Source organism: Faucicola osloensis (assembly GCF_020041925.1).
Taxonomy (GTDB): domain Bacteria; phylum Pseudomonadota; class Gammaproteobacteria; order Pseudomonadales; family Moraxellaceae; genus Faucicola; species Faucicola osloensis_D.
In genome coordinates, this window is sequence record NZ_CP083409.1 from 1,640,813 (window position 1) to 1,656,377 (window position 15,565).

Below are 15,565 nucleotides of genomic sequence, written 5' to 3' on the forward strand. Positions count from 1 at the left end.
AAAATTTCACACAGCTAAACACTTATCACATAGTGATAACAGCTTGTTACGCGAACACTTATCATAAACTGGCTTTATTTGCTACTATCAAACTTATAAAAGCAAAAGTATGAAAGCGATTGAATTGGCTATTTTTTTACATAAATTTAGTCGCGCTCTATTTAGATTAGAAGTCTTTGATTAAAATCTTTGACTTAAATTGATACTAAAAAATCATAAGGAAAATTACCATGTCACAGAATCAAGCACAAAACCAAGCACAGAATCAACCAAGCAACCAAACCGAGATTCAAAAAGCAACAGAAAATGTGGATCTCAGTCAATTATCAGAAAATTTGGATAAACAAAATAGCATGAAAGGCGAGCCACAAGACTTAGACAAAAGTGAAAACACCCCTTTTATTGACGAGTCATTACGTACTGACAACCATTAAAATTTTAATTGTTAAGCTTTTGAATACTAAGCTTTTAATCATTCAATTTTGATTGACTAATTTATACAGCTCAGCCTATAAAAATAATAACTGATTGAGCGATAACAATTAATTAAAGGAATAAAAAATGCAAAATCAAAATAATGTAGAGATTGTAGATCCAAAAACGGGTGTCGCCGTGACCCCGCAAGCCGTTATAGTAGAAGACAGTGTCACCCACCAATCAGGGGATGGTGTCACTACAGGCATGTCACCCTCAATGGAAACGCCTGATATTTTTGATAATACCCCACAAGCGGCGGTAAAAGTCCAATCCGCAGAAGATGTGGCGAATGGCGAATTATCGGATGAAAATGTAGTACGTATTTCCGAGGAAGAAGCGCAGAAATTACAGCAAACTGCCCAAGCCAATCTTAATGCAGAAAATTCACTTCATACGTTATCAGACGGTAGCGTAGATATCGACCGAGATCACTAATTTTCGATATCATTAAGTTAAGTTTAAGCATTTTATTGGGTTGATACCGAAAAAGGAATGACCATGAATTCACCAGAAGCACAAACCAAACACGTTAATTTAGGGGACAAATCCGCCGAGTTTGTTGATCGTCGTGACCAACCGGGACAAGCATTCGATGATAATGTTAATGAACATACCATTGGCAGGGACGCGGTTGGTAACGAACAGCTAAAAAGCGACACCATTAATGAGCGCAATCTTTATACTACCCCAGAAAATGCCCAAAAACGCACTATTAATCCTGATGGCTCTATTCCAAGTGTTGGGAGTGAGTGACAGTAAGTGGCAGTGAGTAACTCTGAGGATTAAACTATATTAGCTAACCATCCACCCCATTTGATGGTTAGCTTTTTTTATCGTTACAGTCTATAAAAACCTCACGCAATCCAACCTCATGCAATCCAACTGGGTACCCCACTATGAAAGCGTAATTCATCATCGGGTTCATCAATGAGCTGCGCCTCTACTTGACGAAAAAACACCACCCGCGCATCAATAGGCTCGTCACTGATACTTTGTGCTAATGCCAAATAATCTTCAAAATGACGACTTTCTGATTTTAGCAAATAGCGATAATATTTTGCTAAACGCTCATCCTCAATCACTTGTGACAGTGCCCAAAAACGTTCACACGATCGGGCTTCGATGAAAGCACCAATAATTAACGTGTCTATCATCGCTTGCGGCTCGTAAGTGCGTTTATGTTTGAGCATACCTGCGGCGTAGCGACCTGCAGCAATATGTTGCCATGCTTGTCCACGCTCTGCCATCAATCCCATCACTTGCTCATAATGGAGCATTTCTTCTCGAATCAGCTGAGCAAGCTTTAATTGCAGCTCGGTATGCGACATATAGCGAAAAATCAAATTCATCGCGGTGCCTGCGGCCTTTTTTTCACAATTGGCATGATCTTGGATGATGGTCGGCAAATCTGCCATCGCAGCTTTGAGCCATTTATCCGACGTCGTACAACCCAAAAACGCCAAAACAGGGGTGATGTCGATGGGTTTTGGCTGATAGACAGAGTTATCATTATCCAAGTCGATGACGGCTAATTCATCAAAACTGCCGTCTGTTTGTACTGTGGTATTGATAAGAGCGGAATTTGACAAGGGATTACTCACTTATTGGCACGTTAATGAAGCAATATTTTAACAAAAATCAGCGATAAAACATGTAATGCAAAATTTTATATCCAACAATTATTTAAAAAATAAATAGTTGTTATTTCTTTATTTTTATAAATGATGTTCGTATAATCAAATGTGAGTTTTTTGCTCTTTTAGGTCATCATATAAGGAAAATGCCATGTCAGAACGCGTTCAAAAGGGTAGTCTAGCGATTGATACAGAGCTTTATAACTTCATTGCCAATGAAGTTACGCCAGTCGTGGGCATCGATAACGAAAAATATTGGCAAGAATTTGAAAAAATTGTCAAAGCATTCCAACCCCGTAATAAAGCATTGTTGGCAAAACGTGACGAGATTCAAGCCCAAATCGATGACTGGCATGACAACAACCCCGCTAGCAACGGTCAAATCGACAAAGCCGCTTATACCCAATTTTTAAAAGACATCAATTATATCGTCCCAGAAGGCGATGACTTTTTGGTTGAAACCCAAAACGTGGATGACGAAATCGCCCATATCGCAGGCCCACAGTTGGTGGTACCCGTACGTAATGCCCGTTATGCGCTAAACGCAGCAAATGCGCGTTGGGGTAGCTTGTATGATGCGCTATACGGTACCGATGTCATCGATGAGACCAATGGCGCAGAAAAAGGCAAAGGCTACAACCCTGTTCGTGGTGCCGAAGTCGTAAAATACGCCAAAAACTTCTTGGATGCCAACTTTCCCTTAGCGGAGGGTAAATATGCTGACGTTACCGGTTTTAAAGTTGAAGACGGTAAATTAGTGATACGCCAAGGCGACAAAACCACCTCACTAGCCCAGCCAGAAAAATTCGCAGGTTTCCTAGGCGATGCGGCAAATCCAACAGGTATTTTACTGAAAAATAATGGCTTACATGCCGAAATCCAAATCGACCCATCAAGCCATGTGGGTAAAGATGACCCTGCAGGCATCAAAGATGTATTGATGGAAGCCGCGGTTACCACCATTCAAGACTGTGAAGACTCAGTCGCTGCCGTTGACGCTGAAGAGAAAGTAGAAGTATATCGCAACTGGTTTGGTTTGATGAAAGGCGACCTGAAAGATAGCTTTGAAAAAAATGGCAAACAAACCACCCGTACCATGAACCCCGACCGTGAATACACCGCGCCAGATGGTGGTAAAGTTACCTTGCACGGCCGTTCAGTGATGCTGATTCGTAACGTCGGTCACTTGATGACCAATCCCGCGATTTTAGTCGATTTTGACGGCAAACAAGAAGAAATTTATGAAGGTATCATGGATGCGCTAATCACACCACTGTGTAGCCTGCCAGATATTTTGGGTAAAAACAGCTTAAGCAATTCACGCACAGGTTCAATGTATATCGTAAAACCAAAAATGCACGGTCCAGAAGAAGTGCAATTTACGGTAGATTTATTCTCAGCGGTAGAAAAAGCGTTAGACCTACCTGAGAATACCTTAAAAGTCGGTATCATGGATGAAGAGCGCCGTACTACCGTTAACTTAAAAGAATGTATCCGTGTTGCTAAAAACCGCGTTATCTTTATTAACACAGGCTTTATGGACCGTACCGGTGATGAGATGCACACCAGTATGAAAGCAGGTCCATTTGTCCGTAAAAACGACATGAAAAATACCGATTGGCTCAATGCTTATGAGCGTTGGAACGTAGACATGGGCGTCAAATTGGGCTTACCTGGTAAAGCGCAAATCGGTAAAGGCATGTGGGCAAAACCTGACAACATGAAAGAAATGGTTGCCACCAAGTCCAATCATCCAAAGTCAGGCGCGACTTGTGCCTGGGTACCATCACCAACAGGCGCAACGCTTCACGCCATGCACTACCATGAAACCAACGTCATGGACGTGTTAGATAATATCAAAGACCGCGAGCCTGCCAAGCTAGATGACATTTTGACCGTGCCACTTGCTACGGATACCAACTGGACAGATGAGCAAAAAACTGCCGAGCTTGAAAACAACATTCAAGGTATTTTAGGATATGTAGCGCGCTGGGTCGACCAAGGTGTGGGCTGTTCAAAAGTGCTCGACATTGACGACGTTGCCTTGATGGAAGACCGTGCTACCTTACGTATTTCTAGCCAGCACGTTGCCAACTGGCTAGCGCATGGGGTTGTGACATCACAACAAGTGGATGACGTACTCAAACGTATGGCAAAAATGGTCGATGAGCAAAGCAAAGACGATCCTGCTTATATCCCAATGGCAAATGACTACAATACTTGGGCATATAATGCAGCTCGCGATCTTATCTTCAAAGGTACAGTACAACCCAGTGGATATACTGAGCCATTGTTGCATCAAGCCCGTCTTAATCTCAAAGCTAACTAGATTTTAGCCATTCAAACCTATCAATTATTCAAAAAACCATCAGATTTGTAACTGGTGGTTTTTTTATGACATAAAAATATTGCAAAATGTTTCAGAGTGAATTACTCTACTTTCACAAGGAAAGTTTTAGATTTTGTTAACCGTTTCATTGTTTTGTAACAAATTGTTGGCAAAATATATCTAGACAAAAGAATTGCTACGCATCTGTGTAGTTTTACCTAGGATATTGTGGAGAAATCCTTATGAAAAAAATCGCTCTAGTTTCTGCTATCGCTCTAGCTTCAATTACTGCTGCCCATGCTGCCCCTACTGTATATGGTAAAGTCTTATTAACTGGCGAATATACAGATGTTGATGATAAAACTGCTGCAAATAAAGATACTAGTACCACAAAATTGGTTTCTAACTCTTCGCGTATTGGTTTTAAAGGTGAAGATGATCTTACTGATACGACTAAATTAGTCTATCAATTGGAATACGGTATTGATGTTGATGCTGATACAAATGGTAAAGGTCAATTTTACTCACGTAATACTTTTATTGGCTTAGCGCACAATACAATGGGTACTTTAATTGCGGGTCGTCATGACACCCCTTTCAAGTTAGCTAAAGGCGGTGTTGATGTATTCAATGATTACGATAACGTAGCGCTAGGCAAGCTAATGGTGGGTGAAAACCGTGTTAACAACGTGATTGCTTATAAATCACCAACATTGGTAGGTGTGCCAGTTACATTTATGGCTGCTGCAGTATTATCTGAAGAAGATAAAGATGCTGATGTTGATAATACTGATATCGATGAGGGTGCAAACGGTTATTCTGCATCGTTAGCTTATGATCAAAATGGTGTCTATCTAGCAGCAGGTTACGACAATAATATTCAAAGTAGTAAAACTGATAGTGCATGGCGATTAGCAGGCTCTGTAGACATGGGTAAAATCAACATGGTGCCTGGCCTCACTTTAGGTGCATTGTACCAAGAAACAGATGTGGCTGATAAATCAGATGATGAAAAATCTTGGTTAGTAAGTGGTAAATACAAAATTGGGGCAACGCCATGGGCGGTTAAAGCACAATATATTGACACTTCAAACCAAAGTGGTGTGAAAGACCGTGATGCTCAAGAAATTGCATTAGGGGCTGAATACACTATCAATAAAGCTACCAAAGGTCACTTGTACGCTGCACAAATCGATACTGATAATGTTTCAGATAAAACGATCGTCGGTGGTGGCTTAGAGTATAAATTCTAATTTAATTATCTAAATTAGACGCCTTTAAAAAGACTAATCAGATTGACTGGTTAGTCTTTTTTGTTATTATCCATTTCCTTCGTAAAATTAAATACTAACCCAGCGTATTTATAGCGCCATCAATGTAAAAATAGTAATGTAAAAATAGCGAGTAGCAAGCACATGATAAAACACCTATGGTTTGTCCCAATCGGGCTATTAGTCTCAATCGTCAATACCCAAGCAGCGCCACTCATTTATGGTAAAGTCTTTTTGACCGCAGATTATGTCCAAACCGATTATGACAAGGATTATCGGGCGACTAAAACCGATACTCAGTCACCAAAGGATGAAAAAGTTACTGAACTCAATTCCAACTTTTCTTATTTAGGTGTCAAAGGACAGCAACCCTTAACTGATGATACGGATTTAATTTATCAGCTTGAATATGGCATTGATGTCGATACCGATAGTAAAAATAACAAGGGACAGTTTTACTCTCGCAACACCTATCTGGGTTTGTCTCATCAGCAGTATGGTACCTTGCTGTTAGGGCGGTATGACACCCCCTTTAAACTACTAAAAATGCGTGTGGATAAATTCGGTAATCATGGTGCAACCTTAAGTATTGACCATGCAGGACCAGAGGGCTATAGCAATTTGGGAGGGTATCGCGCTAACAATGTCGTTATGTACAAATCGCCTGATAATAAAAATACACCCATTACTTATATGGCAGCCGTGAGTTTATCGGAAGTTGATGATAATCAAAATAATGGCAATACTAAAAAAAACGAATCAAAAAATGGTTATTCATCGTCGGTAGCGTATGAGCAACATGGGCTATATGCGGCTGTTGCCTATGATAAAAATATGGGCGTGGAAGACAGTGCCTGGCGGATCGTCACAACCCTTGATACAGGCAAAGCCTTAAAGGCTATCGATGGTCTTACTGTGGGTGCAATGTACCAACGTGCCAATATTTATGATGCCAATCAACACGCAAAAACCGTTTTGATATCAGGTAAGTACGATATACAAAATACCCCTTGGGCAATCAAAGGGCAATTCATCCGCACGGATTTTGGCAGTCAAAAGGTGAGTGAATTAGCGATGGGTAGCGAATATAAATTTAATAGAGCAACGATAGGTCATCTCTACGCGGGGCGAATCAGTCGGGATAAATATAAAGATGATACGATTGTTGGGACGGGTATCGAATACAAGTTCTGATGCTAATGCTAATTCAATGAAAATTGCAATGATTTTACGAGCTAACTAATTTTTTAGTTAGCTTTTTCATTGGCAGAATGAAGTTCGCTATTTGGTTGAAAAAAATCAACAATTATCAATTTGATTAAAAATAAATCACAAGTGATATAAAAAGTGTAAAAACTATTGCAAAATATTTCAAAATTGTTATCCTAGTATTTAGAAGTATGTTTTTAGTAATTAGTAAGAATAAATTGTAAATATATTCAAACTTTATTGCTAAACTTATACAGTTAATAGTTGATGCTATTAATAGTAATCAAAGTAAGAATTTTCTTGCTTTGGTTGTTCGGAGAGGTAGTGGTGCTGACAAGTCACCAGTTATCTAAAATTTATTTTTCCTGATAGAGATGTCCTATGAAAAAATTACTTTTAGCCACAGCCGTCGCTGCACTTTCAGTTTCTGCTGCCCATGCTGCTCCTACCGTTTATGGTAAAGTTTTGCTATCTTTAGACTATAAAGATTTCTCAGGCGACAACGGTTATGATGACTCAACTACTTCATTGAACAATAACGGTTCAAAAATTGGGGTAAAAGGTGCTGAGGCTTTGACCGCCAACACTGATTTAATCTACCAGTTAGAATATCGTGTTCATCCTGATGATGGTGGAAAACAACAATTTACCTCACGTGATACTTATATTGGCTTCTCTAACAAACAATATGGTACTTTATTAGCAGGTCGTTTAACTACAATTGATGATTCAATCAATTACGCTAACGTGACTGCAGCAGGTATTATTGATGCTGAAGGTAACCACGGTGCGGATGATGTATTAGCGACTATCACTGCTCCACGTGCCAATAATGCACTTGCCTATATCTCTCCATCATACAATGGCTTGAACTTTATGGGTATGTATTCAATGGATGAAGGTGCAAATTCTGCCACCTCTGACCTAGGTCTTACCAGTGATATTTGGGGTGTAGGTGCAAAATATGAGCCAAATGCTCAGCCATACCGTGCTGGTGCAACTTATATGCAAACGAACCAAGATGGTAATAGTATAAAAGACCTTCGTGTCAGTGGCGCTTATGACATTACTCCTGCTACTACAATCGGCGCATTGTACCAAACCACTGATTTCGACACAGATGATAATGAACAAGCATTTGCAGTCAGTGCTACTTACAAAACAGCTACTCCTTGGACTGCTTATGGACAAGTGGATGTAGTGAATAATGCAGGCGGTGAAGATGGTAGAGACAAACAACGTTATACACTAGGTGGTAAATATGCCTTTAATGACCATACCACTGGTCATGTATACGGTGCATATGCAAAATCAGACAATTATCATCCTGATAAGTACACTACTGTAGATATTGACGGTTTTGGTATCGGTACTGGTATCGAATACAAATTCTAATCTTTACTAGAATTTGCTATAAAAAAATCCACTCATCGCTGAGTGGATTTTTTTATGAGTGAGCAATTTATTGATAAAAATAATTTTTTGCTAAACCTAGGCATTTTCGAGTAAAATTCTTTTTTACCAACGAGCGAAATAGATAACATGACAAAATTCATCTTTGTAACTGGCGGTGTCGTTTCTTCACTTGGCAAAGGTATCACCGCTGCATCGGTAGCCGCGATTCTCGAGGCACGTGGTCTGAAAGTCACCATGACCAAAATGGACCCTTATATCAATATTGATCCAGGTACAATGAGCCCGTTTCAGCATGGTGAAGTATTTGTTACCGAAGATGGCGCAGAGACTGACCTTGATTTGGGTTATTACGAGCGTTTTTTACGCCACTCAAAAATGACGCAACGCAACAACTTTACCAGTGGGCGTATTTATTCAACGGTGATTGAGAAAGAACGTCGCGGTGATTATTTGGGCGGTACGGTACAGGTCATTCCGCATATTACTGATGAAATCAAAGCGCGTATTCGGGCCAGCGGCGAAGGCTACGATATTGCGATGATTGAAATCGGTGGTACTGTTGGTGATATTGAAAGCTTGCCATTCATGGAAGCGGTGCGTCAAATGCAAGTTGAGCTCGGCCGCAACAATGCGATGCTGATGCATTTAACCCTAGTGCCTTATATCGCGAGTGCAGGCGAGAGCAAAACCAAACCAACACAGCACTCAGTCAAAGAATTACGCAGCATTGGCTTGCAGCCTGATGTGTTAATTTGTCGTAGTGAACACGCGATTAGCGATGATAATCGCCTAAAAATTGCATCGTTTACCAATGTTGAGCAACGTGCCGTTATTCTTTGCCCAGATGCCAAATCTATTTATCAAATTCCAAGTATCCTGCACGCGCAGCATTTAGATGATTTGATTTGTGAACGCTTTGGGTTAGATACCCCAGAGGCGGACTTAAGTGATTGGCACCAGTTTACCCAAGCGTTGTTAAATACCCAAGAAACCGTAACTGTGGCGATGGTGGGTAAATACGTCGAACTGCCTGATGCTTATAAGTCAATCAATGAAGCCTTACTACATGCGGGTGTGGCAAACAATGTCAAAGTCAAGATTGACTATGTGGATGCCGAAAAACTTGAAAACGATGACAGCCTGTTTGAGCATATTAAATCTGCCGATGCTGTGCTTGTTCCTGGTGGATTCGGTGAGCGCGGCACCGTGGGTAAAATGAAAGCAATTCGCTATGCCCGCGAAAACAATGTGCCTTATTTGGGGATTTGTTTGGGGATGCAATTAGCTGTCATTGAGTTTGCGCGCAATGTATTAGGTCTTGACGCCAACTCAACGGAGTTTGATAAAAAAACCAAAGCGCCATTGATTGGTTTGATTACAGAATGGTTTGATGAAAAAGGTGAACTACAAGTGCGTAGTGATGCCTCAGATTTGGGCGGTACCATGCGTTTGGGCGCCCAAAAAGCCGAGCTTGTGGAAGACAGCAAACTGCGTCAAATCTATGGCAGCCCTGTGATTACTGAGCGTCATCGTCACCGCTATGAAATGAATGGTCGCTATATCGAACAGCTGGAAAATGCCGGCATGAAAATTTCTGGTTATTCAGCCAAACAGCATTTGGTCGAGTCAGTAGAAATTGCCAATCATCCTTGGTATGTGGCGGTACAATTCCATCCAGAATTTACCAGCCAGCCACGCGGTGGTCATCCATTGTTCAATAGCTTTGTTGCAGCGGCGAAACAAGCCAAAAAATAGTATTTATGGCGCACAAAAAACCATCTGTTACAGGTGGTTTTTTGTTTTTAGCCCGCTGTGTATCTAGCCAATTATGCTATATTGATAATCAATAAAAACTTTGACAACATACTGAGAGCCCTATGACCACCAACTTACCGACACCACAATCCCATATTCAGCTTAACGATATCACCATCGGCAATGATCAACCGTTTGTGCTGTTTGGCGGCATGAATGTACTAGAAAGTAAAGATTTGGCATTTGAAATTGCTGAAAGCTATATTGACATCTGTAAGCGCTTGAATATCGGTTATGTGTTTAAGGCAAGTTTTGATAAAGCCAATCGCTCAAGCTTGTACTCGTTTCGTGGTCCAGGTCTGGAAAAAGGTATCGAATGGCTAAGCGACATCAAAAAAGCGTTCAATGTGCCCATTATCACTGACGTACACGAACCGTATCAAGCTGAGCCTGTGGCAGCGGTGGCGGATATTATCCAGTTGCCCGCGTTTTTGAGCCGCCAAACCGACTTGGTAGCAGCGATGGCAAAAACCGGTGCGATTATTAATGTCAAAAAAGCACAGTTTTTGGCACCCCATGAGATGAAGCATATCATCAATAAATGCCTTGAAGCCGGTAATGATAAAATCATCTTGTGTGAACGCGGTAGCGCGTTTGGTTATAACAATCTCGTTGTCGATATGCTTGGCTTTGACACTATGAAAAAAATGCAGGTTCCCGTGTTTTTTGATGTGACCCATAGCTTGCAGCAGCCGGGTGCGCGTGAAGATAGTGCAGGCGGTCGCCGAGAACAGATTACCACGTTAGCACGTGCTGGCATGGCAACAGGATTGGCAGGGTTATTTTTGGAAGCGCATCCAAATCCTGATGTTGCCAAATGCGATGGTCCTTGTGCGCTGCGGCTGAGTCAGCTTGAGCCGTTTTTAGCCCAGTTAAAACAGCTTGATACGTTAGTCAAAGGGTTTGAGGTGTTAGATACCCATTAATTTTTACTCAAGCTTTTAACACAAATTTGCAACGCCTTGTTATCAATCGATAACGAGGCTTTTTTTTGGCTATGTTATAGTGCTAGGTTATGGGACTGGAACAATATTTTATCACTCACAGCATAAATACAGGAATAACCATGGCAATTCAAACAGTAGCGTATGATTTAAAAGGCATTAATGACCCTGCAGGCTATGAGGAAGTCATGAAAGCGTTAACCACCATCGGCGGGGTGCAGGCAGTGCATCTTGAGCCTGAAAATCATCGGGTGATTGTCAGCTTTGATGATACCCAGACGTCAGTTTTTGCTTTCAAAGCTGCGCTGACCAATGTTGACTACATCACCGAGCCATTCCCGATTGAAGCACCTGCCAACCCTGCCAATAATCGCACTTTAATGGGTGATTTGGCAAAAGATGGTAGACTTTCCTAAATTGTTTGTTCATTAGCTACGCTCGGTGCGGCAAGTGTGCTTGGTCACTGAGTCATCTTGCACGCCATTTTGTAAACCATCTAGAATGCTACAGGTAGGAGAGCCATCTCCCAAACAACTATCGTGCCATGCTTGTAGCGTGGCTTTCATTGATTGTAACCGCTGTATTTTATCGCTTAGTTCATCGATGTGATTGCGGGTTAATGCTTTGACTTTGGCATTGCTACGCTGCTTGTTGTCCTGTAGAGCCAATAACGCTTCAATCTGCGCTAACGAAAATCCCACATCACGGGCATGTTTGATAAATTTTAGACGCTGTAATTGGGTATCGCTAAAAATACGGTAACCACTGTCCGTGCGCTGGATGGTCTGTAATAAACCGAGTTTTTCGTACTCACGAATTTGCCTAGGCGATAACTCAGTCAATTTAGCGACTTCATTAATATTCATTTTTTGCTTGACCTTGACCTAATGTTAAGGTTTATAGTAATACCACAGTGTGATAAATCAATCTTTTTTTTCAAAGAACGTAAAAAAAGCAACCTGAAGGATATGAATATGAATAACATCATGGGTTTGCCATGGGTGGTGGCATTGGCGCTAGGTATGACGGCGTGTACAAAAAATGACACTACCCAAACTGCAAGGGCGGCATCAAGTAGCCATGCTACGAGTGCCAATGCGAGAAGTACCAATGCGAGCATGACACAAACGCAATCAATGCATCATATGGCTTCGGCAGCGGATACGCAGTCACAATCGCAGCCGCCGCATATCATGGCTTATATGGATATCATGAATAAAATGCACCAAGCCATGTCAGCAGGGGTGCAAGCTAAGAATGCCGATGTCGGGTTTGCCAAAGGCATGATACCGCATCATGAAGGCGCAATTGCGATGGCAAAAGTGGAGCTGCAATATGGCAAAGATGCCGAGATGAAAGCCCTTGCGCAAAAAATCGTCGATGCCCAGCAAAGTGAAATCAGCGTGATGCAAAACTGGTTGGAGAAAAACGAATCAAGTCAGGCAGCGGCGAGCAATGCCAAAGAAATAACGCAAGCCTATCAGCAAAAAGACATGAGCAACCACGATGCCATGATGCAAGGAACTATGGACGCCAATCCTGATATCGCTTTTGCCAAGGGTATGATACCGCATCACCAAGGCGCTATTGATATGGCAACGATAGAGCAAACCTATGGTAAAAATCCAGCGATGCTAACACTCGCCAAGCAGATTAAACAAGCACAAACGCCAGAAATCAAACAAATGCAAGATTGGCTTAGCAAACAAGCCCATTAATTAAAAAAATAGCCACGTAAACGTAAAAAAGGAGCGTAGTATGACAACCCAAACCATCACCTTAAATATTCAAGGCATGACTTGTGGCGGCTGCGTCAAAAGCGTGACCAATGCCCTCAATCAAGTGGCAGGGGTGCAATCTGTCGAAGTCAGCCTTGACCATAACAACGCAACCATCAGCTTTGATGACAGCCAAGTACAACAAAGCACGCTTAAAGAAGCGATTGAAGACGCTGGCTTTGACGTAGTATAACGACGCCACACAAAGACACCATACAAGACAGACACTATCATGACTACCCAATCGATCCACGCGTCAGACAACGCCCATACCGAGCAAGTCATTCTTGATATCGATGGCATGACTTGTCAAGCCTGTGCCAGCCGCATCGAAAAAGTGCTTAATAAAAAGCCTGCGATAGTGCAAGCCGATGTCAATTATGCCAATGAAGTGGCACAGGTGCAGTTTGATGCATCACAAACCAACGCCGAGCAGATTGTAGCATGGGTGAAAAAGACAGGCTATGAGGCAAAAGTACAGCCGCAGAACGCCCTATTTGAGCATGAAGCCCATGAGCAAAAAGCGCCCTACACCTTGATTGCGGTCTGGATTTGCTTGCTGCCTTTTTTGATTGGCATGGCAGGCATGATGATGGGCAATCACGCACTGATGCCGCCGCTATGGCTACAATTTGTGTTGGCAACTATCGTACAGTTTGGCTTGGCGATACCGTTTTACAAAAGTGCGTGGGCGAGTATCAAAGGCGGTCTTGCCAATATGGACGTGCTGGTGGTGCTCGGCACACTGACAATTTGGGCGTATTCGACCTATAGTTGGTTGAGCTATCTGCACACCACAGCCCAAATGGGGCATGATGGGATGGCGCATAGCATGCCCCATGTGTATTTTGAAGCTAGCGTTATGGTGATTGCCTTTGTCAAAATGGGGAAATACCTAGAAGCCCGTACCAAAAAACATAGCCTAAATAGCATCAATTTGCTATTAGCGCTCACCCCTGAGCAAGTGGAAGTTAAAAGCCCCAATCCACAAAGCCAAGATGCGCAGTGGCAAACTATGCCCCTTGAGCAAGTCACGGCTGGTCAAATTTTACGTGCTAAAGCAGGTACTCGCATTGCCACTGATGGCATCGTCACCGCTGGCGAAGGCTGGTGTGATGAGAGCCATTTGACCGGTGAATCTGTGCCACTGAGCAAAAAAGTGGGTAGTCCCGTGCTGGCCGGTGCCATGGTAGAAAACGGCAGCTTTGAATACCAAGTCACCGCCAAAGGTAGCCAAACACGGCTTGGCGATATGATACAAGCGCTCAACGACGCGCAAGGCAGTAAAGCTCACATCGCCTGTATCGCAGATAAAGTTGCAGGGATTTTTGTGCCGGTGGTGGTTGTCATCACTTTGTTGACTTTTTTTGCCAATTATTGGTTCTTAGGCGCGTTTGACACGGCACTCATGCGCGCGGTGGCGGTGCTCGTGATTGCTTGTCCCTGTGCATTGGGACTGGCGACGCCAGCAGCTATCATGGCGGGTATGGGTGTGGCAGCACGCTCAGGGGTTTGGTTTAAAGATGCGCAAGCCTTAGAAGCGGCAGGCGCAATTGATACGGTAGTACTCGATAAGACAGGCACCATTAACCAAGGTAAACCCCAATTATCTGCAGCGTACCTGATAGATGACAATCTAAAACTGTTTAACTTAGATAAAGCAGCGCTGCTGCAGCTCGTTGCCAGTGTCGAGCGTCATGCGAACCACCCGCTTGCGACCACGCTAGTGAACTATGCTGAAACCTACAATAAACAGACCGATACGCCTCAAAGTCCAGCGGCATTTACCATAAGCCATGTGGAAACAGTGCTCGGGCAGGGGATACAGGCACAGGTAGCCACGATTGGGCGGGTGAAAATCGGCACGCCAAGTTTTGCCAATCTTCAGTTGCCTGCAGCGACTACCCAAGCCAATCCCGTTTGGCAAATTGCCAGTCAAGTGGCGGTAAGTATCAATGACACCCCTGTGGCAGCTTTTGCGCTAGCCGACGAGCTCAAACAAGACAGTGTTAAGGTGATTGCGTCGCTGCAAGCCCATCATCTAGATGTGGTAGTGATGAGTGGTGACAAGCAATCGGTGGTGGATTATGTGGGTCAGCAGATTAACGCCAGCAAGGCACTTGGCGAGCTATCACCACGTGACAAAGCGCAGCGCATTGATGAACTGCAACAACAAGGCAGAAAGGTAGCAATGGTGGGGGATGGGGTGAATGATGCGCCTGCAATGGCAACGGCGACCGCAAGTTTTGCGGTAGAAGGCGCAACCGATATTGCCAAGCATAGCGCGACGGCAAGGCTAATGGGCGAGTCGCTCAAACATGTCGATTATGCGGTTACAATTGCCCGCGCAACCCTGCGTAATATCAAGCAAAACCTATTTTTTGCGTTTATCTATAACTGTCTTGGTATACCGTTAGCGGCGTTTGGTTTACTCAATCCGATGATTGCGGCAGCGGCGATGGCGCTGAGCTCGATTTCTGTACTACTCAATGCCTTGCGTCTCACCCGCATGAAGGTTATTTCCTAACGGCTTATGGTTATTTTGACAACCTATTGAGGCTGATTTTACTTGGCTAAGTATGACTATGCATGACCTATAGGCGATAGTGATAAGCTGCTAAAACCTGTTAAAATATGCTATGATAAACCCACCCCATTTGTATTTTAACAATCTCATTGTTGATTGTGACAG

The 15,565-nt window shown here is 42.9% G+C and carries 15 protein-coding genes; 13 read left to right on the forward strand and 2 right to left on the reverse strand.

The window, feature by feature from the left end:
* Positions 1 to 230 precede the first annotated feature (230 nt).
* The 3 genes from LAJ61_RS07260 (at position 231) to LAJ61_RS07270 (ending at position 1,230) form a co-directional block, all read left to right on the forward strand.
* Entirely contained in the window at positions 231 to 434 is a 204-nt protein-coding gene (locus tag LAJ61_RS07260) for a hypothetical protein (RefSeq protein ID WP_224053385.1), read from the forward strand.
* A gap of 127 nt (positions 435 to 561) precedes the next feature.
* A complete protein-coding gene (locus LAJ61_RS07265; protein WP_224053386.1) occupies positions 562 to 912 on the forward strand; it encodes a hypothetical protein in 351 nt (116 codons plus the stop codon).
* Positions 913 to 975: 63 nt separating this feature from the next.
* Positions 976 to 1,230: a hypothetical protein gene (locus LAJ61_RS07270; RefSeq protein ID WP_128680947.1), complete on the forward strand. Its 255-nt coding sequence runs from the start codon at positions 976 to 978 to the stop codon at positions 1,228 to 1,230.
* 116 nt (positions 1,231 to 1,346) lie between these two features.
* On the opposite strand, the gene LAJ61_RS07275 is transcribed toward LAJ61_RS07270, so the two are convergent.
* Positions 1,347 to 1,994 (reverse strand): MiaE family protein, encoded by a 648-nt coding sequence (locus LAJ61_RS07275; RefSeq protein ID WP_409034998.1) that lies wholly within the window; start codon positions 1,992 to 1,994, stop codon positions 1,347 to 1,349.
* Between the two features lie 268 nt (positions 1,995 to 2,262).
* On the opposite strand from LAJ61_RS07275, the gene LAJ61_RS07280 reads away from it, so the two are divergent.
* The 7 genes from LAJ61_RS07280 to LAJ61_RS07310 all read left to right on the forward strand — a co-directional run bounded on the left by LAJ61_RS07280 (position 2,263) and on the right by LAJ61_RS07310 (position 11,511).
* Positions 2,263 to 4,440, forward strand: a complete 2,178-nt coding sequence (locus tag LAJ61_RS07280; protein ID WP_224053387.1) for a malate synthase G — start codon at positions 2,263 to 2,265, stop codon at positions 4,438 to 4,440.
* A gap of 242 nt (positions 4,441 to 4,682) precedes the next feature.
* Positions 4,683 to 5,693 carry a porin gene (locus LAJ61_RS07285; protein ID WP_224053388.1) on the forward strand — a complete coding sequence of 337 codons (1,011 nt, stop codon included), beginning with the start codon at positions 4,683 to 4,685 and terminating at the stop codon, positions 5,691 to 5,693.
* Positions 5,694 to 5,855: 162 nt separating this feature from the next.
* Positions 5,856 to 6,905, forward strand: a complete 1,050-nt coding sequence (locus tag LAJ61_RS07290; protein WP_224053389.1) for a porin — start codon at positions 5,856 to 5,858, stop codon at positions 6,903 to 6,905.
* 396 nt (positions 6,906 to 7,301) lie between these two features.
* Positions 7,302 to 8,315, forward strand: a complete 1,014-nt coding sequence (locus LAJ61_RS07295) for a porin (protein ID WP_224053390.1) — start codon at positions 7,302 to 7,304, stop codon at positions 8,313 to 8,315.
* Positions 8,316 to 8,462: 147 nt separating this feature from the next.
* A complete protein-coding gene (locus LAJ61_RS07300; protein ID WP_224053391.1) occupies positions 8,463 to 10,091 on the forward strand; it encodes a CTP synthase in 1,629 nt (542 codons plus the stop codon).
* 122 nt (positions 10,092 to 10,213) lie between these two features.
* A complete protein-coding gene (gene kdsA, locus LAJ61_RS07305) occupies positions 10,214 to 11,077 on the forward strand; it encodes a 3-deoxy-8-phosphooctulonate synthase (RefSeq protein WP_224053392.1) in 864 nt (287 codons plus the stop codon).
* Between the two features lie 140 nt (positions 11,078 to 11,217).
* Complete coding sequence (locus LAJ61_RS07310; protein ID WP_224053393.1) at positions 11,218 to 11,511, forward strand: heavy-metal-associated domain-containing protein; 294 nt, start codon at positions 11,218 to 11,220, stop codon at positions 11,509 to 11,511.
* A 12-nt stretch (positions 11,512 to 11,523) separates the two neighbouring features.
* Here the strand turns inward: LAJ61_RS07310 and LAJ61_RS07315 are convergent, their stop codons facing one another.
* Complete coding sequence (locus LAJ61_RS07315; protein WP_224053394.1) at positions 11,524 to 11,961, reverse strand: MerR family DNA-binding protein; 438 nt, start codon at positions 11,959 to 11,961, stop codon at positions 11,524 to 11,526.
* Positions 11,962 to 12,069: 108 nt separating this feature from the next.
* Between LAJ61_RS07315 and copM the strand changes: the two genes are divergently transcribed.
* From copM to LAJ61_RS07330, 3 genes are read left to right on the forward strand one after another with little or no spacing between them, the layout of a single operon-like run.
* The gene (gene copM / locus LAJ61_RS07320) at positions 12,070 to 12,813 is read left to right on the forward strand and encodes a CopM family metallochaperone (protein WP_224053395.1); all 744 of its coding nucleotides are present in this window, start codon (positions 12,070 to 12,072) and stop codon (positions 12,811 to 12,813) included.
* Positions 12,814 to 12,853: 40 nt separating this feature from the next.
* A complete protein-coding gene (locus LAJ61_RS07325; protein ID WP_135888451.1) occupies positions 12,854 to 13,066 on the forward strand; it encodes a heavy-metal-associated domain-containing protein in 213 nt (70 codons plus the stop codon).
* 39 nt (positions 13,067 to 13,105) lie between these two features.
* Positions 13,106 to 15,400 (forward strand): heavy metal translocating P-type ATPase, encoded by a 2,295-nt coding sequence (locus tag LAJ61_RS07330; RefSeq protein WP_224053396.1) that lies wholly within the window; start codon positions 13,106 to 13,108, stop codon positions 15,398 to 15,400.
* The last annotated feature ends 165 nt before the right edge of the window (positions 15,401 to 15,565 follow it).

Bases quoted from the DNA above. Each gene is read 5' to 3' on its own strand.
- LAJ61_RS07260 (WP_224053385.1), top strand. From the start codon at position 231: ATGTCACAGAATCAAGCACAAAACCAAGCACAGAATCAACCAAGCAAC.
- LAJ61_RS07265 (WP_224053386.1), top strand. From the start codon at position 562: ATGCAAAATCAAAATAATGTAGAGATTGTAGATCCAAAAACGGGTGTC.
- LAJ61_RS07270 (WP_128680947.1), top strand. From the start codon at position 976: ATGAATTCACCAGAAGCACAAACCAAACACGTTAATTTAGGGGACAAA.
- LAJ61_RS07280 (WP_224053387.1), top strand. From the start codon at position 2,263: ATGTCAGAACGCGTTCAAAAGGGTAGTCTAGCGATTGATACAGAGCTT.
- LAJ61_RS07285 (WP_224053388.1), top strand. From the start codon at position 4,683: ATGAAAAAAATCGCTCTAGTTTCTGCTATCGCTCTAGCTTCAATTACT.
- LAJ61_RS07290 (WP_224053389.1), top strand. From the start codon at position 5,856: ATGATAAAACACCTATGGTTTGTCCCAATCGGGCTATTAGTCTCAATC.
- LAJ61_RS07295 (WP_224053390.1), top strand. From the start codon at position 7,302: ATGAAAAAATTACTTTTAGCCACAGCCGTCGCTGCACTTTCAGTTTCT.
- LAJ61_RS07300 (WP_224053391.1), top strand. From the start codon at position 8,463: ATGACAAAATTCATCTTTGTAACTGGCGGTGTCGTTTCTTCACTTGGC.
- kdsA (WP_224053392.1), top strand. From the start codon at position 10,214: ATGACCACCAACTTACCGACACCACAATCCCATATTCAGCTTAACGAT.
- LAJ61_RS07310 (WP_224053393.1), top strand. From the start codon at position 11,218: ATGGCAATTCAAACAGTAGCGTATGATTTAAAAGGCATTAATGACCCT.
- LAJ61_RS07315 (WP_224053394.1), bottom strand. From the start codon at position 11,961: ATGAATATTAATGAAGTCGCTAAATTGACTGAGTTATCGCCTAGGCAA.
- copM (WP_224053395.1), top strand. From the start codon at position 12,070: ATGAATAACATCATGGGTTTGCCATGGGTGGTGGCATTGGCGCTAGGT.
- LAJ61_RS07325 (WP_135888451.1), top strand. From the start codon at position 12,854: ATGACAACCCAAACCATCACCTTAAATATTCAAGGCATGACTTGTGGC.
- LAJ61_RS07330 (WP_224053396.1), top strand. From the start codon at position 13,106: ATGACTACCCAATCGATCCACGCGTCAGACAACGCCCATACCGAGCAA.